General features: G+C 45.3%; 20 protein-coding genes. 16 read left to right on the forward strand and 4 right to left on the reverse strand.

Annotation, left to right across the window (positions count from 1 at the left end; all coding sequences use genetic code 11):
* From hupB to dapE, 3 genes are all read left to right on the forward strand, one after another.
* Complete coding sequence (gene hupB / locus AC0J2X_RS02435; protein ID WP_012518978.1) at nt 1-273, forward strand: nucleoid-associated protein HU-beta; 273 nt, start codon at nt 1-3, stop codon at nt 271-273.
* Between the two features lie 313 nt (nt 274-586).
* Nucleotides 587-2,479 carry a SurA N-terminal domain-containing protein gene (locus AC0J2X_RS02440; RefSeq protein WP_049586561.1) on the forward strand — a complete coding sequence of 631 codons (1,893 nt, stop codon included), beginning with the start codon at nt 587-589 and terminating at the stop codon, nt 2,477-2,479.
* Between the two features lie 534 nt (nt 2,480-3,013).
* Nucleotides 3,014-4,189: a succinyl-diaminopimelate desuccinylase gene (gene dapE, locus AC0J2X_RS02445; RefSeq protein WP_061486167.1), complete on the forward strand. Its 1,176-nt coding sequence runs from the start codon at nt 3,014-3,016 to the stop codon at nt 4,187-4,189.
* Between the two features lie 76 nt (nt 4,190-4,265).
* Here dapE and olsF read toward each other — a convergent pair whose 3' ends face one another.
* The 3 genes from olsF to AC0J2X_RS02460 all read right to left on the reverse strand — a co-directional run bounded on the left by olsF (nt 4,266) and on the right by AC0J2X_RS02460 (nt 8,026).
* Entirely contained in the window at nt 4,266-5,984 is a 1,719-nt protein-coding gene (olsF, locus tag AC0J2X_RS02450) for a bifunctional ornithine lipid synthase OlsF (RefSeq protein ID WP_044583878.1), read from the reverse strand.
* A gap of 235 nt (nt 5,985-6,219) precedes the next feature.
* Nucleotides 6,220-7,017 (reverse strand): UDP-2,3-diacylglucosamine diphosphatase, encoded by a 798-nt coding sequence (locus AC0J2X_RS02455; protein WP_061486166.1) that lies wholly within the window; start codon nt 7,015-7,017, stop codon nt 6,220-6,222.
* Between the two features lie 103 nt (nt 7,018-7,120).
* Nucleotides 7,121-8,026 (reverse strand): LysR family transcriptional regulator, encoded by a 906-nt coding sequence (locus AC0J2X_RS02460; RefSeq protein WP_061486165.1) that lies wholly within the window; start codon nt 8,024-8,026, stop codon nt 7,121-7,123.
* A gap of 119 nt (nt 8,027-8,145) precedes the next feature.
* Between AC0J2X_RS02460 and AC0J2X_RS02465 the strand changes: the two genes are divergently transcribed.
* The 4 genes from AC0J2X_RS02465 (at nt 8,146) to AC0J2X_RS02480 (ending at nt 12,069) form a co-directional block, all read left to right on the forward strand.
* Nucleotides 8,146-9,045: a bile acid:sodium symporter family protein gene (locus AC0J2X_RS02465; protein ID WP_061486164.1), complete on the forward strand. Its 900-nt coding sequence runs from the start codon at nt 8,146-8,148 to the stop codon at nt 9,043-9,045.
* Between the two features lie 127 nt (nt 9,046-9,172).
* Nucleotides 9,173-10,003 carry an SDR family oxidoreductase gene (locus AC0J2X_RS02470; protein WP_061486163.1) on the forward strand — a complete coding sequence of 277 codons (831 nt, stop codon included), beginning with the start codon at nt 9,173-9,175 and terminating at the stop codon, nt 10,001-10,003.
* A gap of 183 nt (nt 10,004-10,186) precedes the next feature.
* On the forward strand, nt 10,187-11,317 hold the full coding sequence (locus tag AC0J2X_RS02475; protein ID WP_061486162.1) for a phosphotransferase family protein: 1,131 nt from the start codon (nt 10,187-10,189) through the stop codon (nt 11,315-11,317).
* Entirely contained in the window at nt 11,317-12,069 is a 753-nt protein-coding gene (locus AC0J2X_RS02480) for an SDR family oxidoreductase (protein ID WP_061486161.1), read from the forward strand. Before AC0J2X_RS02475 ends, AC0J2X_RS02480 begins: the two co-directional genes overlap by 1 nt.
* A gap of 173 nt (nt 12,070-12,242) precedes the next feature.
* Here the strand turns inward: AC0J2X_RS02480 and rpsT are convergent, their stop codons facing one another.
* Complete coding sequence (gene rpsT / locus AC0J2X_RS02485; RefSeq protein ID WP_014950134.1) at nt 12,243-12,506, reverse strand: 30S ribosomal protein S20; 264 nt, start codon at nt 12,504-12,506, stop codon at nt 12,243-12,245.
* Between the two features lie 450 nt (nt 12,507-12,956).
* Here rpsT and murJ point away from each other — a divergent pair, with 450 nt between their 5' ends.
* The 9 genes from murJ to AC0J2X_RS02530 all read left to right on the forward strand — a co-directional run bounded on the left by murJ (nt 12,957) and on the right by AC0J2X_RS02530 (nt 23,074).
* On the forward strand, nt 12,957-14,516 hold the full coding sequence (gene murJ / locus AC0J2X_RS02490) for a murein biosynthesis integral membrane protein MurJ (protein ID WP_061486160.1): 1,560 nt from the start codon (nt 12,957-12,959) through the stop codon (nt 14,514-14,516).
* Between the two features lie 120 nt (nt 14,517-14,636).
* Nucleotides 14,637-15,557: a bifunctional riboflavin kinase/FAD synthetase gene (gene ribF / locus AC0J2X_RS02495; protein WP_014950132.1), complete on the forward strand. Its 921-nt coding sequence runs from the start codon at nt 14,637-14,639 to the stop codon at nt 15,555-15,557.
* 269 nt (nt 15,558-15,826) lie between these two features.
* A complete protein-coding gene (gene ileS / locus AC0J2X_RS02500; protein WP_069944617.1) occupies nt 15,827-18,646 on the forward strand; it encodes an isoleucine--tRNA ligase in 2,820 nt (939 codons plus the stop codon).
* Nucleotides 18,639-19,187, forward strand: a complete 549-nt coding sequence (gene lspA, locus AC0J2X_RS02505; protein ID WP_069944616.1) for a signal peptidase II — start codon at nt 18,639-18,641, stop codon at nt 19,185-19,187. The genes ileS and lspA overlap by 8 nt, the downstream gene beginning before the upstream one ends.
* Nucleotides 19,188-19,201: 14 nt before the next feature.
* Nucleotides 19,202-19,669 (forward strand): FKBP-type peptidyl-prolyl cis-trans isomerase, encoded by a 468-nt coding sequence (gene fkpB / locus AC0J2X_RS02510; RefSeq protein ID WP_014950129.1) that lies wholly within the window; start codon nt 19,202-19,204, stop codon nt 19,667-19,669.
* A 2-nt stretch (nt 19,670-19,671) separates the two neighbouring features.
* Nucleotides 19,672-20,616, forward strand: coding sequence for a 4-hydroxy-3-methylbut-2-enyl diphosphate reductase (ispH, locus tag AC0J2X_RS02515; protein WP_014977011.1), 945 nt, complete (start codon nt 19,672-19,674; stop codon nt 20,614-20,616).
* A 393-nt stretch (nt 20,617-21,009) separates the two neighbouring features.
* Nucleotides 21,010-21,660 carry a PilV family protein gene (locus AC0J2X_RS02520; protein ID WP_080589202.1) on the forward strand — a complete coding sequence of 217 codons (651 nt, stop codon included), beginning with the start codon at nt 21,010-21,012 and terminating at the stop codon, nt 21,658-21,660.
* A complete protein-coding gene (locus tag AC0J2X_RS02525; protein ID WP_014950126.1) occupies nt 21,657-22,514 on the forward strand; it encodes a PilW family protein in 858 nt (285 codons plus the stop codon). The genes AC0J2X_RS02520 and AC0J2X_RS02525 overlap by 4 nt, the downstream gene beginning before the upstream one ends.
* Entirely contained in the window at nt 22,511-23,074 is a 564-nt protein-coding gene (locus tag AC0J2X_RS02530) for a PilX N-terminal domain-containing pilus assembly protein (protein WP_014950125.1), read from the forward strand. The genes AC0J2X_RS02525 and AC0J2X_RS02530 overlap by 4 nt, the downstream gene beginning before the upstream one ends.
* Nucleotides 23,075-23,081 lie beyond the last annotated feature (7 nt).

A 23,081-nucleotide genomic window follows, 5' to 3' on the forward strand; every position in this document is an offset into this window, starting at 1 on the left:
GTGAACAAGTCTCAACTTATCGACCAAATCGCTGCTGGTGCAGACATTTCTAAAGCAGCTGCTGGCCGCGCTCTTGACGCATTCACTGACTCAGTAACTGCGGCGCTTAAAGACGGCGACCAAGTTGCACTAGTAGGCTTTGGTACTTTCTCAGTTCGCGAACGTTCAGCTCGCAGTGGCCGCAACCCACAAACTGGTGAGACTATTCAGATTTCAGCAGCGAAAGTTCCATCTTTCAAAGCTGGTAAAGCACTGAAAGACGCTTGTAACTAAGCACAAAAATTATAGAAAAAGGCGATGGCTAGTCCATCGCCTTTTTTATTTCTAAAACAAAGAATTCAATATTGGGGTCAAAGTAATGACTCTGACCCCAATATTTTAAGAGTAGAAATAACCCTACGAGGCTTGATGAGTTTTATACATGTCCTCGCAACGTTCGAACTTAACGAAAGACAGTACAAATAGTGTGTTTTGGTCGTTTATATTCGGCAGCATTGGGTTATAATCAGCGCTTATTTTATCTCGCACTCACGGATTTGTGATGGATTGAGGTAACTGTAGTAAGCAACGGAGTTGAAGAACAATCATGCTAGAAAGAATCAGAGAAGGTTCTCAAGGCCCATGGGCGATGGCGATTATCGCGCTTATCGTTTTAAGTTTCGTATTCGCAGGTGTAGGTAGCTACCTAACATCATCAGGTACTACTGCAGTAGCTACTGTTAATGGCGAAGAAATTTCGGCACAAGAACTAGAGCGTGCATATCAGAATCAGCGTGCACAAATGGAGTCACAATACGGCGAAAGCATCGCACAGCTTTTCTCTAGTGAGCAATACCTCGCAGATTTCAGAAGAAATGTACTGGACAGACTTATTGCTGAAAAATTAATTCAGCAACAAGCGACGGACATGGGATTGCGCGTAAGTGATAAACAAATTCGCGAAACCATAACACAAATGCCTGAATTCCAGTTTGGTGGTCAGTTCGATAACGAACGTTTCCAAGCCATTCTTCGTCAAAACGGTTTTCAAGTAGCCGATTTCCGTGATTATCTGCGCGTTCAAATGACACAAAACCAGTTGGCTGCAGCGCTAACGAATTCTTCATTTGCGTTGGACGGTGAAGTACAGCAAGCGAATGCGCTACAGCGCCAAACTCGTGATGCGAAATACGTGCTAGTGAGCTCTGATGAGTTCGCCGGCTCAATCGAAGTGACAGATGCGGATGTTGAAGCTTTTTATAATAACAACATCGCCTCTTTCGATACTGACGAGCAGGTTAAACTTGCTTACGTTAAGTTAAGTGTCGATGACTTGAAAGATCGCGTTTCGGTTGATGAAGAAGCGGTTCGCACGTACTACGAAAATAACCTGGGAAGCTACGGCAAAGAAGAAGAGCGCCGTGTTTCTCATATTCTTATCGAAGCGGGCGATGATGCCGATGCAGCGAAAGCAAAAGCAGAATCATTAAAAGCAGAACTCGACAACGGTGCAGACTTTGCGGCTCTTGCAGAAGCAAACTCTGATGACACATTCTCTGCCGAAAACGGTGGTGACTTAGACTTCATTACACCAGAAATGATGGACCCAGCGTTTGATGAAGCAGCTTTTGCTTTACAAAATGTTGGCGATGTATCCGACGTAGTTGAAACCGAGTTTGGTTTTCACATCATCAAGTTAACAGACTTAAAAGAAGCACAAGTTAAATCTTTCGATGAAGTAGCGGGTGAGATTCGCGATACGCTTCTTTATGACGCGGCTATGGAAAAGTACTTTGAGCTTCAAAATACGTTAGCTGAAATTGCGTTTGAAGTACCTGATACGCTAGAAGATGCAGCGAACGCGGTTGATTTGCCTGTGCAAGAGTCAGTGGTATTTAGTCGCAACACCGCACCTGCTGATCTAAGCTTCCCTGGTTTACTAGACGTTGCTTTCTCTTCTGAACTTATTGATGAAGGGCTTAATAGCGATATTATAGAACTAGACGACGAAACCGTTGTTGTTGCGCGTGTTATTGAGCATCAGCCTCAGCGTACTCAATCTCTTGAAGAAGTACGCGAAGGCATCGAAGCCTCTGTTAAGGCTGAAAAGTCAAAAGAAGCTGCAGAAGCTTGGGCGTTTGATATCGCACAAAAAGTGCGTGCTGGAGAAAGCGTTGAAAGCGAGCTAGCTGAAAAGTCTGTGTCTTGGGAGACAGCAGCTGCTGTTCCGAGAGCGGGCGGTACACTTGCACGTGCACTCGTTGACACGCTTTTCTCTCTTGCCCTTGAAGGCGAAGATAAAGTTGATGTTGCAACAACGGTAAACGGTGACGTTGCTGTTGTTATGCTTGAAAACGTTAACGCAGCACCAGAGCTTGAGAATGAGTTGGGTGAAAGCCTGAAGCAGCGCCTTGCTCAGGTACAAGGCCAGCGCGTTTATCAACAATATATTGATGCGCTTCGCGCAAATGCAGAAGTGACTATCTCACAGACGCTATAAGCACTGCTGCGTAAAAGCTGTCGCTGCGACTAGCAGTGACACCGGTAATTACTAAAAAGCCAGCCTCTTTCATAGATGCTGGCTTTTTTTATACAACACAGTGATTGGGTGTTTGTTTGAAGTGCGTTAGTTCGTTAAGAACAGCATCAGTGTATAAAATGCCGCAATAACACCAGATAACACGAATATGTACAGAAACCCTTGCTTGCCTTGCTCCAGAGTGTATTTGTTGGCTTGTAAATAGCCAAACCAGAGTAGTGACAAAATAAGGGGTATTAAAACAATGATTTTTAACACAGTAATGCCTTTCTTTAAGTTATGTTCTAGTTATAACAACGCGCGTTGATTTAGACAAATCTTAACGAGCCAGTCCTAGTCGCCAACTCACCCATTGTCGCCTTCCTTGTTATCACCCTTTATTATTTTTAGCTTCAGGTTACTTTGTCCGCTGTCATGGCATTGTCGTAAATCTGTTATTGCCGTGTCACTTTACATTTGTGTAATAGACTCACGTTTCATAAAGGTTTCTTATGCATGTCAATTCAGCCTTTACCTTCCATAGCGCCAGCTCGCAGTATTTATTTTGCCGAAGTGCTTATGGCAAGAGCGTCGATTACCCCACAGGACGCTGGTTGCCAAAGTTACCTGATATACAAGCTCGAAAAGCTCGGTTTCTTTTGTGAAAAATACACAATTAATGGTGTGAGCAACCTCATCGCCAGGTGGGGGCAGGGCCCGAATCACTTTGCATTTAGCGGCCATACTGATGTAGTGCCCCCAGGTCCTCTTGATAAGTGGAAGTCACCGCCTTTTAGTCCCGTAATTAGCAAAAATAAATTATATGGACGTGGTGCTGCCGATATGAAAACAGGCATCGCAGCCATGCTAGCGGCCACAGAGCGAACCATTACCTCGTTAGATAAGGAAAAGGTCTCTTTCTGGTGGCTAATCACCAGTGATGAAGAAGGGGAGGCGGAGTGGGGCTCTAAATGGATAGCTGAGTATTTGGCATCTAAAAATGTCCAGCTTGATATGTGCCTAGTCGGTGAACCTTCTGCATCTGCATCAACCGGCGATACGATTAAGATTGGACGCAGAGGCTCACTTTCCGGCACTATCCATATTGCAGGAAAGCAAGGTCACGTGGCTTATCCAAAGACTGCGGTAAATGCTATCCACAAAGCGAGTAACGTGATTAATGCGCTAACACAGCACCCATTTGACGAGGGGAGTGATGATTTTCCTGGTACTTCGCTTCAAATAACACATATGGATACGGGAAGCTTCACTGATAACATAGTGCCTGGTGCAGTTCGTATAGAGTTTAATGTCAGATATTCGTGGCAGTTTAATCAAAACAGTTTATCGGTATTGCTGCGCAGTATTATCAATAACATTGATACGGAAGCCGAAGTTAGCTTTTCAAGACCCTGTGAAGCTTACTTGAGCAAGCCCAAGAGTAATGCGGAGCACTGCTTAATTGCCTGCGTAGAAAAAGCGATAAAGAGCGCTACAGGGCGCTATCCTATTATCAGTACATCTGGTGGTACCTCTGACGGGCGTTTCTTTGCTAGTGAGCACACACAAGTGGTTGAAGTGGGTGTGCCAAACACCACCATTCATCAAATAAACGAACACATTCATGTGTCTGATTTGCTCACTCTTGAAGATATTTATACTGACATTCTTAAGTATGTTGGCGAGCGATAACGACTTCTGAAATTTTCAGTAAAGCGGAAGGCTGTAGAATGAGAAAGGGAGCGTTTGTCAGAAGCTCCCTCTTCGCTTAGGCTGTGGCTTTAAGCTGAATATCGGTTAGATAGCGTTTGCGCTTTTTCTCAGTAAGTGTTTGCATGTCAACCACCACCAGTCCGTCGATACAGTCGTTAAAATCTGGGTCGACATTAAAGCCTAAAAATGCCACCCCGCCGTCTTTAGCCACTTCAGAATACTGTTTATACAGCGTTGGTACGTTTACGCCCATGTTAGCCAGTAAATGCTTTAGCTGCGTAAATTCTGCCTTGTAATCGTTACCTGTAAATTGATGTAACGCGTCGTTCGCCATTTGATAAGGTCGCTTGCAGGTCGCTTCGCCAAACTTGGCAGGGAAGTACGTGGAATAGAATTGTACCAATAAATCTTTAGCGGGTTCAGGGTAGGCATTACTGAGTGACACCGCACCAAACAGATAGCGATACTTTGGGTAGCGGCTCAAAAATGCCCCAATACCAAACCACAAATAATCTAAGCTGCGTTTTCCCCAGTAGCGAGGCTGCACAAAACTTCGTCCTAACTCTAAGCCTTCTTTGAAGAGTTTATCGTTGTCCTTACCGTAATTAAATAAGGTCGCAGAGTATAGCCCGGTAGGGTGGTCTGGCGCTGTCAAAAGCTCAGCATCGCCAAAGCGGTAGGCACCCACAATTTCTAAATCGTTGTCATCCCAAAGTACAAGGTGATAATAGTGGGAGTCGTACTGATCGATGTCTCTACGCTTGTTGGTACCTTCGCCCACGGCTCGAAACGCCACTTCGCGCAGGCGGCCAATCTCTCGCATAATCGGTGAGCAGCTTTTGTGTTGGTATAGGTAAATAGATTTTCCGTCGCCAGTTTCACCTAAATGTTCACAGTCTCGCATCGCACGGGCCAGTTCTTTTCTGTCTTCTGGCATGGCAATGGAAGCTTGTGTTTCAAATACGCCTTTCTTGTTGCTGCCAATGCGATATAGATGGCGTTTAAACAGTTTTACCTGTTCTTTTAGCGGTATATTGGTTTGTTGGTACGCTTCAAATGGAATAAGTTCGCCAATGCGCATAGGTAAATGCTTCTTACGCTGTTTGAACATCTCTTTAACGAGCAGCGCGGTGGCTAATGGCTTGTATACCATGGAAACGCCGTAAAAAAGCGGGCTATTTTTCGCGTCTATATAAACCGGCAATATCGGTGCTTTTGCTTGCTTTGCAATGCGTAAAAAACCTGTGTGCCATCTGGTGTCGCGAACACCTTGCGGGCGTAATCGAGACACTTCACCTGCAGGAAAAATCAATATGGCGCCGTCGCTGTTAAGGTGTTTTTGAATTGCCGATAAATGCTGTTTTGGTGTGCCTCCCTGCATATTGTTTACGGGTAACAGCATATCGTGAAGCGGTTCAATGGCCATAAGCATTTCATTGGCGACCACTTTCAAGTCGTGACGTACTTCACTAACCAGCTTTATAAGCGCAAGTGCGTCGAGTGAGCCAATCGGATGGTTAGCAATAATCACCACTCTACCTTCACTTGGAATGCGTTCTTTTTCTACATCGCGGGTGGAGTAGCTGATATTAAAATATTCAAGCACTTGCTCTACGAAATCGATATCTTCGTAATGCGGATAGGTTTCACCAAATTCGGTAATTTCACGTTCGTGAAGAAGGTGCCTTAATACGAAAGACAGCGACTTAAATAGAATGGGGTTATTTGCTACTTGAGGGTAATGCTTGTTCAGTACGTCATTTACAGTAAACATAGAACCTGTTTCTCTTCCGGTTTTGGCGAACAATAGCAGGGCAATGTGACGCTTTTCACACAGTTTCATGGCAGTTATTTGACAGTGTTAAAAAGTTGTAACTATGACCTGTTAATCTATGATATGAGGCACAGGTCAGCAGGCTCTAACCTTGATGGATGGGGTTGGAATTAACCTGTTGCTTGGTGAATAGCAATAGTCAGGGGCCGTTACAGCCCCATTTGTGTAATGCCAGCTATGCTGCTTCTGAGCGAGAGGTTTTGGTTGTAATTGGTGTTACGGTGGCTGACTCTAATGAATCAAGGTAATGAATAAGAGATAAGTTACCGTTCACGTCTTCTGACAGTGCACTGCAGTTTTCTATCCAGTCCCCATCATTAATGTAGTGAATGCCGTTTTCAAAGCTGCTTTCAGGGTGATGAATATGGCCACACACTACACCGTCGAGCCCCATTTCATCGGCGCGCCTGCAGCATGCTTCTCGATAACGGGCGATGGCTTCATTCGCTCCTTTAATGTGTTTTTTAATATAGCCCGCAAGTGACCAGTATTCTCGCTTGCGCCACGCGCGTAGGCGATTAAACTCTCTATTTAGAAAAAGCAAAAGGTCGTAACCTTTATCGCCAATCCACGCATGGAATTTGCCCATGGTTACATCGCCATCGAACTGATCGCCATGTAAGACTAAATAACGCTTCCCTTGTACCGTGGTGTGAACCAACTCTCGTTCTATTTCTATATCACCGAATGCCATACCAGAATATGACTGAATTGGTTCATCGTGGTTGCCGGGTAAGTACACCACTCGCGTCCCGTCTTGACTCATTTGCATGAATTTGTGCATGACTTGATTATGCGCCTGTGGCCAGCGAAATTGCTTGGTCATTTGCCACATATCAACAATATCACCCACCAAATAGAGGGTGTCTACAGTGATGCTATCAAGAAAGGATAGTAAGTATTCAGCTTTGCAGTCGCGATTTCCTAAATGGATATCTGAAAGCCAAAGTGTTCGATAGTGTGTCTTTTTCATAGCGGTTTCCCAAAGCGATGCCTTGAACCGTCACTATAGATTTGCAAATTGACACTACCGTGACGCTTGCTTGACCATTGTGTTACAGCAACACAAATACGCGCTACAATCCCAACTTATTCGACACGTCTAAAAGCCTATCTCGCATCCATACATTCACTAAGTCTTCATCGGCGTGTTTATGCCAGTACATGTGTACGGGGAGTGGGGGGACGTCAAATGGTAGGGGCAGAATTTCGATATCGAATTTATTACTGAATTGTTGCGCGAATCGCGTTGGCATGGTCAGCAAAAGATCGCATTGGCTAACTACATTAACGGCGGCAAAGTAGTGTTCGCACTGCAATGCGATGTTGCGATGTAAATTGTGCTGAGCAAGGGCTAGATCTACCGTATCTAATTTAGAGTCTTTTAAAGATACAAGTGCATGCTGTGCAACTGAGTAGCTCTTGATACTCGGGTTGTCTACGTAGCTATTGCAAGGCGCGCATACCACGACAAACGTTTCTTCGCAGATAAACTGTGAACGAATGTCACGGCTGGTGGGAACTAATGCGTCAATTACGATATCAAGCTCTTTAGCGGCTAACGCGGGAGCTAGCTCGGGCCAGGTAACCTGTCTGCTATTCACCGTGATATTGGGAGTATGTATAACAAGCTCAGGAATAAGCACGGGAAAAAATATAGATTCTAAAACATCTCTTAAGCCAAGGTTCACCTGACGGGGTTTATCACTTATATCAAAGCCCACTTTACCTTTTAACGTACTTTCAAGGGTTTCGATTGATTTCACAACCGATGCAATAATGCCTTGGCAAAATGGGGTAGGCACGACTTGTCGTCCATGACGAATAAACAGCGGGTCATCAAACTTCTCTCGCAGACGACCTAAGGCGTGACTCACCGCAGGCTGAGTAATATGTAGTGCGTTGGCGGCTTTCGTAATGCTGCTGTGATCGTAGACCGCGCGCAGCACAACAAACAAATTTAGGTCTAGTTTTCCATGCATACTATTTATGGGTTTCCATAATAAGGCATCATTTTTATTTATTATTAAACAGGGTACACTGGCTTAAATGTTAATAAAAGGTTTCTTTTATAGAGGCTTCTTTTGTAAGGGGCGTGTGCATGCAGGCATCTGTACTTACCGAGGTGTTGTTACCTCTAGCGTTGGCATTTGTTATGTTTGGTATGGGGCTAACGCTAACCCTTGCTGATTTTGCCCGACTACTTAAAGCACCTAAAGCAGTTATAACGGGTTTTATAGGGCAAATTATATTGCTGCCTATGTTGGCGCTAGGGCTGTGCTTTGTTTTTGGTCTACCCGATTATATTGCGGTTGGTGTCATGGTTTTAGCGGCATGCCCAGGCGGCACGACCAGTAATTTAATCAGCCACATCGCAAAAGCAAATCTGGCCCTTTCAGTAAGCTTAACTGCTATTTCTACCATCGCTTGCGTTTTCTCAACGCCCTTTATCATTCAATTTGCTCTTGATTACTTTGTAAAAGAAAACGCGCCAGACTTTTCTATTATTCAAACAGTGATCGGGCTGGTTGGTATATCAATTGTACCGGTCACGTTAGGCATGACCATTCGTCGCTTTAACAGCAGGTTTGCCACTAAAACTGAAAACTTCTTTCGGAAGTTTTCTATGTACTTCATGTTGCTCATGATTGTGGGCGTGCTGGTTTCAGAAAGAAACAATTTAGCCGCGTCCTTTGAAAGCGCATTTTTGGTTTGCTTAACGTTAAATTTATCATCGGTATTGCTAGGGCTCGGGCTTGCTAAGCTTTCAAACCTAGCATTTAAAGACTCGCTCACGCTGGCCATTGAAATAGGCGTGCAAAACGCGGCGCTTGCAATGCTGATATGTATTACCTTTTTAGGTGCGCCTGATTACGCGATTGCACCTGGTGTATATGGCGTTGCAATGTACATTGGGCCCGCACTATTGGCCCTGTGGGCAAAACGTAAAATGCGTAACGAACAGCCATCAGTATCACTGCAAAAGACGGAATCAGTTTGATTGGATTGATAAGGCGGTCAATTCGAGAGAATAGTGAAGTACTGATTAGCGCTTAACACAATAAAGCGCAACTAAACATAAACGCCGATACAAGAATAATGAAACAAGAACAGTTAGGAAACACATCATGCGCGTATTGATTACCGGTGGCGCTACCGGCTTAGGTCAGGCCATTGCCCTTAAGTGGGCGGAAAAGTGGGCAGGCAAAGACGAGGGGTTAGATATTTGCATTGCCGATATTAACCAAGAAAGAGGCGATGAAACAGTAAATACGCTATCCGCCCAAGGTGCCAATGCGTTTTACATCCATTGCGATATAACCTCTGAAAATGATGTTCAAACGTTAGCGAACACCTTGGAAACTCGCTGGGGCGGTGTTGACACTGTGTTTAACAATGCGGGTGTTGCTTCTGGTGGCAGCCTTTTAGATGAGAGCATTGAGCAATGGCAGTGGGTGTTTGATATTAATGTGTTAGGCATGGTGAGAGTCAGTCGTGCACTCTTACCGTTAATGCGAGAGCAAGGCGGTGGCTATTTCATTAATATTGCATCGCAAGCGGGGCTAACGCCTATTCCTTATATGGGAAGTTATAACGCGGTTAAAGCTGCAGTCGTGTCGTTTTCTGAAACCATGAAGTTGGAATTAGCACCTGACAATATTGACGTTAGTGTAGTTTGTCCAAGCTTCTTCAAAACGAATTTAGATGAGTCGATGCGAAGCAGCAACCCAGCGTCGCACAAAATGCTCAATAAGTTCTTTGCCAAAGCAGACATGACGAAAGAAGACGTGGCTGAGTCCATATTTCAGCAAGTCGGTAAAAAGCAGTTTCTTATTCTTACCCATAAACTGGGTAAACGCGCTTTCCTGTTAAAGAAGCTGCTGCCAACCCAGCGTTATATCAAAAATATGCTCAATCAAACGAAGATGATGAAGCGTGCAATGGAAAAGCAAATTTAAAGCAAATTTAAAGCAAAATTAGGTAAAACGGAAACGCGCTCACCTGTGTTTGTCGCCAAGCTATCTGAAGATAATTGTCGAGCTGCTCTTGTACAGGCACAAACAGAAGTATCTTCTAGCCAAAGATTGTGAGTTAGCACTTTGAATAGGCCCTTTGAAACAGAATTACAAGAAGATTGAGATATGCAACAACAGGTCGTAGATAAAGCTGACAGCGTACGTGCAGGCGAAGAGCTAGACGTGAGCGCTGTACACAATTGGCTTAAGGAAAATATTAGTGCCTCGAATCCATCATTGAAGGCCATGATACAAAGTAGCGATAGCTTGCCTCAAGTCACCCAGTATTCTGGGGGCGCGTCTAATTGGACGTACTGCTTGGACTATCAAGGCAGTAAACAAAACCAGAGCGAACAAACGTCGTTAATTTTGCGTCGGGCACCGGCAGGTACTAAAGCCAAAGGGGCTCACGATATGGGGCGGGAGTTTCGATTACAGCATGCGTTAAAGCCTGTTTACCGCTATGTGCCAGAAATGCTTGGACTTTGTGAAGACAAGAGCGTTATAGGCACAGAGTTTTACGTAATGGAGAAGTTTACCGGCGTGATACCACGTAAGAACTTACCCAAAGGCTTAAACACGTCTGAGCAGCAAACCAAACAGCTCTGCACTAATGTACTTGATAGCTTAATCGAGCTTCATAAAGTGGATTATAAGAAAGCGGGGCTTGAGCACTTAGGTAAAGGTGCTGGCTACATAGAACGCCAAATAAGCGGGTGGAGCGAACGCTATAGTAAAGCAAAAACCTGGAACGTCCCCTCGGGTAAAAAAATAATGCGCTGGCTAGAAAATAACATGCCTGCTAATGAACGCATATGTATTACCCACAATGACTTCCGATTCGACAACGTGGTGTTAAAGCCAGATAACTATACGCAAATTATCGGTGTATTGGACTGGGAACTGGCGACCTTGGGCGACCCGCTTATGGACTTGGGTAATACCTTGGCGTATTGGGTACAACCGGATGATGACTTTTTGGCCCAATCAACGCGCCGCCAGCCTACTCACTTACCCGGTATGCTAACTCGAAAGCAGGTGGTTGCATACTACTGCAAAGAGATGGAAATAGATGTAGATGATTTTACCTTTTACGAGGTATACGGGCTTTTCCGTTTAGCCGGTATTGCCCAGCAAATCTACTATCGATACCACCACAAGCAAACCAATAATCCAGCGTTTAAGAACTTTTGGATCTTCATTCATTACTTAATGTGGCGTTGTAATAAGGCCATAAAAGCATCAGGAAAACGATAATGACAACAAGACGCAATATTCTGATCACAGGCGCGAGTTCAGGCCTAGGCAAGGGAATGGCGATTGAGTTTGCCAAACAGGGTTGTAACCTAGCCCTATGCGCAAGACGCTTTGAGAATTTAGAAAAATTGAAAGAAGAATTGCATTCAATTAACCCAAACATTGATGTGTATATTCGCTCGCTGGATGTCAATGATCACGATGCGGTGTTTGAAGTGTTCGACGCATTCAAAGCCGACATGGGAACCCTTGATAGAGTCATTGTGAACGCAGGAATGGGCAAGGGCGCGTCGATTGGTACTGGGTATTTCCACGCTAACAAGCAAACGGCGGTGACTAACTTTGTGTCGGCGCTAGCACAATGTGAAGCGGCAATGGCTATCTTTAGGGCACAAAATAGTGGTCATCTTGTGACGATTTCATCTATAAGCGCGGTGCGCGGGTTTAGGCGTGCTATGACAGTTTATGCAGCTACAAAAGCAGGGCTTACGTCTATGACAGAAGGTATTCGAATGGATGTAATGAATACGCCGATTAACGTCACCTGTATTCACCCCGGTTTTATTCGCAGCGAAATAAACGAAAAAGTAGAGAAAGTACCGTTTATTGTTGATACCGATGTGGGCTGTCGCGCGATGGTCAATGCAATCAATAAAGAAAAAGCGAATGCGTTTGTGCCAAGCTGGCCTTGGGCCATCCTTCACTGGATCATGCGTATTGCACCGGCAAGCTCAATAAGAAAAATGAGCTGATAAGCGGATAGCTGGGATGTGAACACACCGCAAAGACTGTAACAGAGCTCGCCTAGTGGTGGGCTTTATGCCTTTAAGTCTAAATTTGAAATCAGTAACCCATGCTAATTAGCGTCGATTACAGATACAAAAAAAGCGCCGAAGGGCGCTTTTTTAACTACTAATCGTAAAGATTAACCTAGTGCTTTGATTTGTGCAGCTAGACGGCTCTTATGACGAGCAGCTTTGTTCTTGTGAATCAAGCCTTTAGTAGCCATTCTGTCAAGTACTGGAGTAGCAGCAGTAAGTGCAGCTTGTGCCGCTTCTTTGTCACCGCTTGCAATTGCAGCGATAACTTTCTTGATGCTTGTACGAGTCATTGAACGACGGCTAGCGTTGTGCTGACGACGCTTTTCGGCTTGGATTGCACGCTTCTTAGCAGACTTAATGTTAGCCAAGGTGTAACTCCCAAAATAAATTCATGTCAAAAACGAGGGTGCGGATTGTGCCTATCAAACGCCCAAATGTCAAACGATTTAAAACTTAAATCGTTCCGCGTTAAAACGCGCAAGCTATTGAACACAAAGTATGCTCAACACGTTGCACATTCTTTGCGACATTTCTCTGCGACATTTTTTGAAAGAGATTCGTAGCGATATTCTTTCAAGACATTTAAGCGATAGACATGCATAAACGCTAGCACCCCATATCGGGCGCGGATTATAACAAGAAAGTTGTTAAAGATGCACAACTATTTTGAATAAATCGTTTCACCTATCATAGCCTTTCGCTATTATGACTCGCCTGCAACTTAGCGTTGCCGCTTTACGCTTAGCAAATGCCTTCGATTATCCTTCAAATGGCTTCTGCTATTCAGCCTATTCTTTATCTCTTATTGGAAGTGTGACGTGTCACGGAAGTTAATAAAATCTGGTCTTATCGTCAGTGTTATGACCTTGGTCTCACGAGTATTAGGACTGGTACGTGATGTTGTTGTTGCCAAGCTTATGGGCGATGGGGCAGCCGCTGACGTATTTTTCTTTGCTAACAAAATTCCTAATTTTCTTCGTCGTCTATTCGCTGAAGGCGCATTTGCGCAAGCGTTTATTCCGGTACTAACTGAAGTGCATGAGAACGACGATAAAAAGCAGCTTAGAGAGTTCGTTGCAAAAGTCAGTGGTACATTAGGCGCTATTGTTTTTGTGGTATCTATTATAGGGGTTATTGCATCTCCTGTTTTGGCGGCTTTATTCGGAACAGGGTGGTTTGTGGCGTGGCTTGAAGGGGACGAGGCCGGAGATAAGTTTGTGCTCGCGTCGACCATGTTAAAAATTACCTTTCCTTACTTGGCGTTTATCTCTCTGACTGGGTTGGCTGGGGCAATACTCAATACGCTCAATAAATTTGCGGTTGCCGCTTTCACTCCGGTTTTACTTAATGTATGTATAATTGCATGCGCAATATACTTAGCACCTACGCTGGAGCAACCCGCATACGCGCTAGCGTGGGGGGTGTTTATCGGCGGTATTGTACAGTTCTTGTTTCAACTACCGTTTTTGTTCAGGGCGGGGCTTTTGGTAAAGCCAAAGTGGGGCTGGCATGACGAAAACGTGGTAAAAGTACGCACCCTGATGATCCCTGCCTTGTTCGGTGTGTCAGTAGGGCAAATCAACTTGTTGTTTGATACCTTCATCGCCAGCTTTTTAGTTACCGGTTCAATAAGCTGGTTGTACTATTCTGACAGGCTGCTTGAATTTCCCCTAGGGTTGTTTGGTATTGCCATCGCAACGGTCATTTTACCTACGCTTTCCCGAAATCACGTGAGTAACAATCCCAAAGCGTTTGCTGCGAATATAGATTGGGCGTTTCGCATGGTGTGTTTGTTGGGCATACCCGCGGCAGTAGGGCTTGGCGTGATGGCAAGGCCTATTCTAACCGTTATTTTTCAGCGCGGTGCGTTTACCGCCGAAACCGCCATTATGGCGTCTTACTCGCTTACTGCGTATTCGTTTGGCTTGCTCAGCTTTATGCTGGTAAAAATTCTCGCGCCAGGGTTCTATTCCCGTCAAGATACTAAGACGCCCGTGAAGTTTGGTATTTGGTGCATGGTCGCAAACATGGTGTTTAACCTTATTTTAGCGATTCCGTTTGGTTATGTAGGGCTTGCTGTCGCTACCAGTATGTCAGCTACGCTTAACGCCGCTTTGCTTTATATAACACTGCATAGACAAGGTGTATTTGCGTTAAGCCGCACATCGGTTTTGTTTATTGCCCGTGTGGTTATTGCAAGTGCTGCCATGGGCGGGCTTATTTATTATCGCGATCAAGGATTAGCTTTCTTTGAATTGTCTCTTCCCGTCCAAATGGTAGAGGTAGGAATAACCATTTCGCTGTCGGTTATATTGTTTGTGACCACCATGGTGGTGCTGGGCATGCGACCCAGACATTTCAGAAGCGGCGGCGATTAGTATTCAATAGATGCGAAATAGCGCATGGAGTCAGAATGGCCCGTGTGCTTGGTATTGTGCTCGCGGTCGGCTATAATCGCGAGCTTTGATTTTCTAGCAGTTAAAAGGTAGTGGCTAACAGTGGAATTTATCCGCGGGCTAAATAATGTAAAACCGCACCATAAAGGGTGTGTGCTCACTATTGGCAAGTTCGACGGCGTACACCGTGGTCATCAAGCTGTGTTGGCTAACGTGCTTGAAAAAGCGAAATCGCTATCACTTCCTGCCACCGTAATGGTGTTCGAACCTCAGCCTGAAGAAGTCTTTATGCCTGATAAAGCACCAGCGCGTATAAGCCCTCTTCGCGAAAAGTACGAGTTGCTGCGCCAACAAGGTGTCGACAGGCTGCTTGCTGTGCGATTTAACGCGGAGTTTGCTAAGCAAAGTGCCGATACCTTCGTCCACGATTTACTGGTGGATAAACTGGGTGTTAAATTTCTTGTTGTTGGTGACGATTTCCGTTTTGGCAATGGCCGCAAAGGGGATTTCGAAATGCTTGAGGCGGCAGGTCGCCAATACGGTTTCGAAGTAGTAAGCACCCACAGCTTTACCATGCATGCCCATCGAATAAGCTCTACCGCGGTGCGAGAAGCGTTGGCTGACAGCGACTTTGGTCTGTCTACCGAAATGCTAGGGCGCCCGTTTGCTATTCACGGTAGGGTGGTTCACGGCGAGAAAAAAGGTCGCACCATTGGTTTTCCCACCGCGAATGTCATGCTAAAACGTCAAAAAACGCCAATTCACGGCGTGTTCGCAGTTCGTGTCGACGTAGATGGAAAACACTATAACGGCGTTGCGAACATTGGTACCCGTCCTACTGTTAACGGGGTAAGAAATCAGTTAGAAGTCCATATTTTTGATTTGTCATCTGACCTTTACGGCAAGCCCATTACGGTGTTTCCGATGGCAAAAATAAGAGATGAAATTAAATTTGATTCTTTTGAAGCGTTGAAAGATCAAATTCAAGCAGATGCAGCACAAGCGCGTCTGTTATTAGCATAGTTAAACGTGATAAAGTCACGAAAAGTTTCTGCGCATATTAATTTTATTGAGCTTGATTTTTTAAACGTGGATCCTTGTTCGCGAAACGCGTAAGTAAGTCGCTGTGCTAGAACATATAATGTCAGCCTTGCGCTAGTAAGAACGACACACAGTTTTACGTTGAACCTTTTACATTCAGCGTTTTAATTTGAACATCGCAAAATGAATATCGCCTTCACAATGTGTTAGTGCATTGGGTGAAAATTAAGGTAACCGGATAATACAATTTTATGAGTGATTACAAAGCCACACTGAACCTTCCAGAAACTGCGTTTCCTATGCGCGGTAACCTTGCTCAGCGCGAGCCGAAAATGCTTAAAGACTGGCAGGAAAAAGGGGTATACAGCAAAATTCGTGAAGCGAAAAAAGGCAAAAAGCCATTTATTCTTCACGATGGCCCTCCTTATGCAAATGGCGATATTCACATTGGTCACGCGGTTAACAAAATTCTCAAAGACATTATTGTAAAGTCGAAAAACCTTTCTGACTTCGATTCTCCGTACGTTCCTGGATGGGACTGTCACGGTTTGCCGATTGAATTGATGGTAGAAAAGAAAGTTGGTAAGCCAGGTAAGAAAGTTACTGCGGCTGAATTTCGCCAGAAGTGTCGCGAATACGCACAAAAGCAAATTGACGGCCAAATGGCTGATTTTAAACGCTTAGGTGTGTTTGGTGAATGGGATAACCCATACAAAACGATGGACTTCAAATCTGAAGCCGACATCATTCGTGCATTAAGTAAAATTGTAGACTCTGGTCACTTAGAAAAGGGCTTCAAACCTGTTCACTGGTGTACAGATTGTGGTTCGGCACTTGCTGAAGCAGAAGTGGAATACAAAGACAAAGTATCACCGGCAATTGACGTTAAGTTCCCAGTAGCTGATGTGGCTGCTATTGCAGAAGCGTTTGGTGTGTCTGAAGATGATTTAACCACACACAAAGCAGGTGTAGTTATTTGGACTACCACACCGTGGACACTGCCAGCCAACCGTGCAATCAGCTTACACCCAGAGCTTACCTATGCGATTGTTGAAGTTCAGCCTTCAAATGAATGGCTAGTGGTAGCGCAGGACCTGCTTGAAAGCTGCATGAACCGTTACGGCGTTGAAGATTTCCGTGAAGTGGCAACCTGTACTGGTGCTGCGCTTGATAAGCTTAAAGTTAATCACCCATTCTTAGACCTTGAAGTTCCGTTAATTCTAGGCGACCACGTTACGACTGAATCTGGTACAGGTTGTGTACACACAGCGCCAGCTCATGGTGTTGACGACTTTAACGTGGGCAAGCAATACGATATCGAAGTGTACAATCCGGTAGGCAACAATGGCGTGTACCTTGAAAACACACCGCTGTTTGCAGGTCAGTTTGTATTTAAAGCCAACGATGAAATTATCGAAACGGTAAAAGAGAAGGGTAACCTTGTCCTAAACGTAAAATACGAGCACAGCTACCCGCATTGCTGGCGCCACAAAACGCCAATCATCTTCCGCGCTACGCCTCAGTGGTTTGTAAGCATGGATAAAAAAGGCCTTCGCGCTGAATCACTTGAACAAATTAAGCAAACCAAATGGATCCCGGACTGGGGCCAAAACCGCATTGAGAAAATGGTTGAAGGCCGTCCAGATTGGTGTATCTCTCGTCAACGTACGTGGGGCGTGCCTATTCCTTTGTATGTGCACAAACTTACCGGTGAAATCCACCCAGAGTCTGCGGCGTTAATGGAAAAGGTGGCACAAGAAGTTGAAGCTAAAGGCATTCAAGCGTGGTGGGATCTCGACGATGCAGCCCTGCTTGGTAGCGAATTAGACAACTATGAAAAAGTGACCGATACCCTAGACGTTTGGTTCGACTCGGGTGTAACGCATTACTTCGTTGTCGATCGTCGCGATGACATTCCGGCCTCTGCCGATTTATATCTTGAAGGTTCTGACCAGCATCGTGGTTGGTTTATGTCTTCGCTTATGTCATCAACTGCCATGCACGGTCACGCGCCTTATAAAGAAGTGCTAACACACGGCTTTACGGTAGATGCCCACGGCAGAAAAATGTCGAAGTCGGTAGGTAACGTTGTGGCGCCTCAGGAAGTCACTAACAAATTAGGCGCAGACATCCTTCGTCTATGGGTAGCATCTACTGACTATCGCGGCGAGATTGCGGTATCGGATGAAATCTTAAAGCGTGCTGCAGATGGCTACCGCCGCGTACGTAACACTGCACGCTTCTTGCTAGCGAACCTGAACGGTTTCTCGGTTGAAGATGCGGTTGCAGAAGAAGATATGGTCGCGCTTGACCGCTGGATTGTTGCTCGTGCTAAGGCTCTTCAAGAAGAGCTTATCGAAGCGTATGACAACTACGACTTGCTGGTAGTGTCACAGAAGCTTACGCACTTCTGCTCAATTGAGCTGGGCTCATTCTATTTAGACGTGATTAAAGACCGCCAGTACACAGCTAAAGCAGATGGGCTAGCCCGTCGTTCATGCCAAACGGCCATGTATCATATCATTGAAGCATTGGTTCGCTGGATGGCGCCGATTACCAGCTTTACTGCTCAAGAAATCTGGGAAACGTTACCAGGTGAGCGCAGCGAGTTTGTATTCACTGAAACCTGGTACGAAGGGTTTAATAACTTCACGCAAAGCGATACGTTTAACGATGCCCTTTGGCATCAAGTGTTAAGCGTTAAAGACGCGGCCAACCAAGCAATGGAGCAGGCGCGTAAAGATGGCAAGCTAGGTGGCTCACTAGAAGCAAGCATTTCGCTTTATGCTACCGAGTCGTTGTACAACGTACTGGCAAAGCTTGAAGACGAGCTACGCTTCGTACTTATTACATCAGGCGTTACGCTAACGAAAGTTGACAGTGCACCGTCTGATGCGAAAGCCACAGACGTTGAAGGTTTATGGTTGAGCGTTGATAAAGCAAGCGGTGAAAAGTGTGTTCGCTGCTGGCATCACCGTGAAGATGTAGGCTCACATGAAGGTCACGAAGAGCTTTGTGGTCGCTGTGTGACAAACATTGACGGTGATGGAGAAGAACGCCACTATGCTTAAGCTTTTTCGCGAAACAGGCTTGCGTTTTTTGTGGATAAGCGCAATTGCGTTTATCCTCGACCAATGGAGTAAGTACACGGTTATCGACAATATGTCTTTGTATCAGTCGATACAGGTATTGCCGTTTTTTAACTTTACTTACGTACATAATTACGGCGCCGCATTTAGTTTTTTAGAAAATGCAGGTGGTTGGCAGCGCTGGTTCTTCACTGCCATTGCTGTCGTGGTAAGTGTAGTGATTTTGTGGTGGCTGAAGCAGTCACCCCGTTCGCAAAAAATGCTGCCCGTTGCGTTTGCCTTTATTCTAGGTGGTGCACTAGGTAACGTTTACGACCGTTTAGTCCATGGTTATGTCATCGACTTTTTAGATTTTTACGTAAACAATTACCACTGGCCAGCGTTTAACATTGCTGACAGCGCAATATTTATAGGCGCAGCTTTACTTATTATCGACATGTTTAAAAATGGCGACAAAAAAAGTGAAGGAAATGGTGCAGACGCGCGAGCCAGTGCCGCTGACAATAGCGAAACCATTAAGTAGTATTCGGAAAGGTTATGACAGACTCATTGATAATTGGTGCTGACAACGAAGTTATTCTTCACTTTGATTTAAAGCTAGAAGATGGCTCTGCCGCTGACAGTACTCGTGTAAACAACAAACCTGCCAAAATGGTGATGGGTGACGGTAGCCTTACGCCGAATTTTGAAGCGTGTTTACTTGGGCTTAAGAAAGGTGACAAAAAGTCATTTAAATTAGGCCCTGAAGATGCATTCGGCCAGTCTGATCCGAATAATATTCACTATATGGATAGAAGCCGCTTTGGTGCAGACTTGCAAGTTGAGGAAGGCATGATTTTAGCCTTTGCTCAGCCTGATGGTTCAGAGATTCCGGGTATTATTCGAAGTGCTGCTGGAGACTCTGTTACGGTAGATTTCAATCATCCGCTAGCAGGGCAAACGGTTATCTTTGACGTTGAAATTATTGATGTTAAACCTGGCGTGTCAGCACAAGGTGGAAACTAGTTATGCAAATTCATTTAGCTAACCCTCGTGGCTTCTGCGCGGGCGTTGATAGAGCTATCACCATCGTTGAACGCGCGCTTGAAATGTTCGAGCCGCCCATTTATGTACGCCACGAAGTGGTACACAATAAATTTGTGGTAGATGGGCTACGTGAGCGTGGTGCGCTATTTGTTGATGAGCTTCACGAAGTACCAGACGACAGCATAGTAATATTTTCTGCCCATGGCGTATCACAAGCGGTAAGAAAAGAAGCGGAAAATCGCGGTTTAAAGGTCTTTGATGCCACGTGCCCCTTAGTGACGAAAGTACATATGGAAGTTACCCGCGCTAGCAAAACGGGCACTGAATGTATCTTGATTGGTCATGCTGGTCACCCTGAAGTAGAGGGCACCATGGGTCAGTACAGCAACGAAGATGGCGGTATTTATTTAGTTGAATCTGAAGCTGATGTGGCAACGCTTGAAGTTAAAGATCCGACCAATCTTTATTATTGTAGCCAAACTACGCTGTCTGTTGATGATACCGCCGATGTTATTGACGCACTTCGCGCTAAGTTCCCCAAAATCAATGGTCCGAGAAAAGACGACATTTGCTATGCCACGCAGAATCGCCAAGACGCGGTGCGTGACCTAGCCCAAGATTGTCAGGTTTTACTGGTTGTTGGGGCACAGAATAGCTCAAACTCGAACCGTCTTCGCGAGTTGGCTGAAAAAATTGGCGCAAAAGCGTATTTGATTGCTGACGCTAATTGCATTCAAGAGGAATGGCTAGAAGGTGTAGAGCATATTGGCGTTACTGCAGGCGCGTCTGCACCGGAAGTGTTAGTGCAAGGTGTGGTAAACAAGCTCAAAGCGTGGGGTGCTGTTTCAGCTTCTGAGCGTGCTGGACGCGAAGAGAATGTGGAATTTGCTGTACCTAAAGAGCTGCGTGTTAAGCAGGTCGTTTAATTTATCCTCACTATCAAAATAAAAAACACCGCACTTAGTTGCGGTGTTTTTTTATGCTTTTGTCTACTGGAAATTCAACAAGTTGCGAATGGATAATAATACCTTTAGAACAGGGTATTTTAACATGAACAGGCTACACGGTTCGGCTTTGAGGTAGCGCCTTTTATACCGTAAACGTACATCGTAAAGCGGTGTTATAGCTCGCTTACCTTTTAGAGCCGGTTACTTTAAAGATAAAATGGTTGAACAGTCTGCCCTGTACTTGCTTGCTAGTACAGGTCACAGAAAATTATACGTTTTAATAACCATTGATACCCAGTGTTATACGCTTTTGTCTTACTATACTACATTGGTGATAACACCAATTTGAATGTTAGGTATATGGCAAAAAAGATGATTGCTGAAAAGGTGATAATGAAGCGAGTGAAGGGAAGTCATATTCGCGCACAACACGGTGCAGGTCTTATAGAGATCTTAATCACCTTATTTATATTAGCTGTGGGCTTACTGGGTGTTGCTGCGCTCCAGTTTACGGGCTCTTTTGCCAATAAAGACGCAATAAGCCGAACTCAGGCCGAGATGGTGGCAGCACAAGTTGCAGAACGATTGAGAGCCGCCGCTCGCCCAGCAACAGTGGGAGACGGCATGGTAGTCAACAATGCGTACTTCTCTAGCGATACCTATAATTTTGCCACGTTAAGTTGTTCTGGCTCGTCTCACCCTTATCACTGCTACTGTCTGGCAAGGCCGGCAGGGATCCCAAATTGCGAAGGCCAGGCCTGTACTGAAGCACAGATGGCTGAGTACGATGGTTGGGCGCTATCGTGCTCAGCAGTACAAACCAATCCTCAAACTAAAGTGTCGGTATCGTGTGACGACAACAATACGGCAGATATTTACAGCTGTAGTGCAGGTTCTCGTGTAGAAGTGTTGTTGACGTGGCCTGTCGCTTCTTCGGGAAATCAGACCTATACCCTTAATGCGCGATGTAACGAATCTGAAGGTGACAGTAACGCATGTGTGTTTAAGGACATTACATTATGAATGCACGTCGCCACCGCCCACAGCAGGGTTTCTCCCTTGTCGAGTTAATGATTACGTTAACGCTGGGGTTAGTGATATCAGGCGCGATTATTCAAGTGCTCGTCAGTAGTAGCGTGACGAATAAGCTCAATCAAGCCGTGGCTCAAGTACAAGAGTCAGGCCGCTTTATCATGGCTCGCCTCTCAGCAGAATTCTATGAAGTCGGCCGTTATGATCAGATAGTCGCGGATGTGGATACATCCGTTGATATCGTTGCCGAAGCGGCCTATGTGGAAAATCACCCCATCGCTGTAGCAGGGGATTTCGCTACCAACGCTACACTAGGCAGCATACAAACCTCTAGTGGCGGCAGTGATAAGCTGGTTGTGAGCCTACTAAGTGACGAAGATTGTACTGGAAACCAGCACGGCTATGGCGGTCTCGAGTTTCACGTTGTTAATCACTACTTTGTAAGCGGCAGTACACTTAAGTGCACAGGATATGATGGTCGGGTACTTCGTGGCCTAAAGGTGCAGACAGTGTCGCCCCTTACCGTAACATTGCTCGATAACGTCGAAAGTTTCCAAGTGCAGTTCGGCGTTTCAAGCAGCATTACCAATTCTCAAGGGCAAGCTGTTTCGTATGTAACCGCAGATGAAATTGAAGATTTAAGGGCGCTTAATCAACAAGTTGTGTCACTGCGCTGGGCGCTAATGCTTAAAAGCTATCAAAATGAAGTGAGACAAACACAGTCTCAGAAATATGCGCTGTTAAACGAAGCATCTAAAACGATGGACACGGCCCATTATTATCAAGTGTTCTCAAAAACGTTGGCACTTCGAAATATGAAAAATTTTGTCAGGAGTTCGCGATGAAACAACAAGGCTTAGTGATGGTATTCGCACTTCTTGTGTTGCTTTCAATCACTGTTTTAGGGGTAAGCGCGGTAACCAGTAGCTTGTCTCAGTCTAAAATGGCAGTGTCTATGCAGCAAAGTGGTTTGGCTTTTGATGCTGCTGAAGCAGCGATCGCGGGCGTTTTCTTTGAATCTGAAGATGAAACCCTACTTACCGACCCGAATAAGACAGACCCGCTCTCGGAAGCTCGGCAGGGTAACGTGTTTGACCCTGAAGCAGATTCAATGAGCTGTTTCGATGACGGGGAGTGGACTGACAGATATATGACTGAAGGCGGCCTTGCTGTTGGTGACAGACATGTGGTGGATGGCACGTATCAAAGTGAGGCCTCGTCAAAGAGTTGGTCGCGCACTGCGTTTATCAGAGAGCAGGCTTGTCGAGGCTCGAGTAACGTGATTGGTGGAAGTAACGTCAATTGCCATGTATTCATTATCAGAGGATGTGGGAAAGTGGCGGGTAAATCTTCTGTTGTGGCGAACAGCTTGGCTGCCTCTGTATTTGGCCCTGCGTCTCAATAGGTATTAA

The sequence above is a fragment of the Alteromonas sp. R7 genome (assembly GCF_055755235.1).

Bases quoted from the DNA above. Each gene is read 5' to 3' on its own strand.
- ileS (WP_069944617.1), top strand. From the start codon at position 15,827: ATGAGTGATTACAAAGCCACACTGAACCTTCCAGAAACTGCGTTTCCT.
- AC0J2X_RS02525 (WP_014950126.1), top strand. From the start codon at position 21,657: ATGAATGCACGTCGCCACCGCCCACAGCAGGGTTTCTCCCTTGTCGAG.
- AC0J2X_RS02470 (WP_061486163.1), top strand. From the start codon at position 9,173: ATGCGCGTATTGATTACCGGTGGCGCTACCGGCTTAGGTCAGGCCATT.
- AC0J2X_RS02465 (WP_061486164.1), top strand. From the start codon at position 8,146: ATGCAGGCATCTGTACTTACCGAGGTGTTGTTACCTCTAGCGTTGGCA.
- fkpB (WP_014950129.1), top strand. From the start codon at position 19,202: ATGACAGACTCATTGATAATTGGTGCTGACAACGAAGTTATTCTTCAC.
- ispH (WP_014977011.1), top strand. From the start codon at position 19,672: ATGCAAATTCATTTAGCTAACCCTCGTGGCTTCTGCGCGGGCGTTGAT.
- dapE (WP_061486167.1), top strand. From the start codon at position 3,014: ATGTCAATTCAGCCTTTACCTTCCATAGCGCCAGCTCGCAGTATTTAT.
- lspA (WP_069944616.1), top strand. From the start codon at position 18,639: ATGCTTAAGCTTTTTCGCGAAACAGGCTTGCGTTTTTTGTGGATAAGC.
- AC0J2X_RS02460 (WP_061486165.1), bottom strand. From the start codon at position 8,026: ATGCATGGAAAACTAGACCTAAATTTGTTTGTTGTGCTGCGCGCGGTC.
- AC0J2X_RS02520 (WP_080589202.1), top strand. From the start codon at position 21,010: ATGATTGCTGAAAAGGTGATAATGAAGCGAGTGAAGGGAAGTCATATT.
- olsF (WP_044583878.1), bottom strand. From the start codon at position 5,984: ATGTTTACTGTAAATGACGTACTGAACAAGCATTACCCTCAAGTAGCA.
- AC0J2X_RS02455 (WP_061486166.1), bottom strand. From the start codon at position 7,017: ATGAAAAAGACACACTATCGAACACTTTGGCTTTCAGATATCCATTTA.
- AC0J2X_RS02475 (WP_061486162.1), top strand. From the start codon at position 10,187: ATGCAACAACAGGTCGTAGATAAAGCTGACAGCGTACGTGCAGGCGAA.
- AC0J2X_RS02530 (WP_014950125.1), top strand. From the start codon at position 22,511: ATGAAACAACAAGGCTTAGTGATGGTATTCGCACTTCTTGTGTTGCTT.
- AC0J2X_RS02440 (WP_049586561.1), top strand. From the start codon at position 587: ATGCTAGAAAGAATCAGAGAAGGTTCTCAAGGCCCATGGGCGATGGCG.
- AC0J2X_RS02480 (WP_061486161.1), top strand. From the start codon at position 11,317: ATGACAACAAGACGCAATATTCTGATCACAGGCGCGAGTTCAGGCCTA.